The following is a 1,090-nucleotide window of genomic DNA, read 5'->3' as shown; positions in this document are numbered from 1 at the left end:
ACGATCATCAGGTACTGGAAGCTGCCCTCCTTGTACGAGGTCAGGAAGGGTTTCTCGACTCCGGTCGCCAGCTCGGAGTGGGTGCGCAGCTCCCAGTAGGGGATGGTGTCCGGGGTGAGGTCCCGGACCGCGACCGGCACCAGGTTGTTGGCCGCCAGCGCCTTGAAGTACTGGCTGCGTGGGTGGATGTTGCAGCCGTAGTGGGCGTCGATCCAGCTCACCGAGGAGGAGCGGGCGCCGAACACGTCATTGGAGCAGCCGGTGATGCAGACGTAGCGCCCGCCCGGCTCGAGCAGCCGGGAGAACTCGGCGAACAGCTCGAACAGGTCCACGTACATGGTGGTCTCGTTGGTCCAGATGCCGCGCTTGGATCCGGTCTCGAACCCGGTGTCGAGCATGTTCTTGAAGTGGAACTGGACCTTGTCCGAGACGCCGCGCTCGCGGGCCTGGTCGTTGGCGAAGCCCACCTGGTACTCGGAGATGGTGACGCCGTCCATCCGGCAGCCGAAGCGCTGGTTGGCCATGAAGCTGGTGCCGCCGCGACCGGATCCGCCGTCCATCAGCGCGTCGCCGGGGCGGACGTCGCCGAGCTGGTCGAGCAGTACGTCGGCCTGGGCCGTCTCGAGCCGGTGCAGCTCCTCGACCAGACGTTCCTGGCGGGTCTCCTCCGGACCCTCGAGGACCGACAGATCGGGTGCGCCGATGCCGTAGTGGTGGTGATAGAGCCCGTCCACCTCGCCGAGTTTGGTGTTGACCCGGTCGTCGTTGGGGTTGTTGTTCCAGTACGACGCGACCGATTTCTGGTACTCGGTCTTCAGGACGGCGTCGGTCTGGGGGTGAAGCGCGGTCATGGCAGGTCATCCTCTCGAATGGGTGATATGACGCTGGAAGTACTGCGCGAACGAACACACCGGTGCGGGACGGGAACACCGATCGCGTGAAATGCGAAGCGGCTCAGGGATTGTCGTTGTAGCGGCGACTGTCCGCGTGCCAGGCGCGGTTGCCGCCCATCCAGGACCACAGCCCGGTCAGGAAGCGGCGCAGCTCCGGGGATCCGGTGGCGGCGAGCGCACCCGCCTCGGCCTCGAAG

General features: G+C 66.1%; 1 protein-coding gene. It reads right to left on the bottom strand.

Going from position 1 to position 1,090, the window contains the following annotated elements:
- The coding region (locus ACIRS4_RS38695) for a geranyl diphosphate 2-C-methyltransferase (protein ID WP_404205032.1) at positions 1-851 on the bottom strand (851 nt) is incomplete at its 3' end.
- Positions 852-1,090 lie beyond the last annotated feature (239 nt).

Source organism: Streptomyces sp. NPDC101166 (assembly GCF_044768125.1).
Taxonomy (GTDB): Bacteria; Actinomycetota; Actinomycetes; order Streptomycetales; family Streptomycetaceae; genus Streptomyces.
Note: the sequence above shows the minus strand (reverse complement) of the source record. Positions and strands in the feature narration are given on the sequence as shown.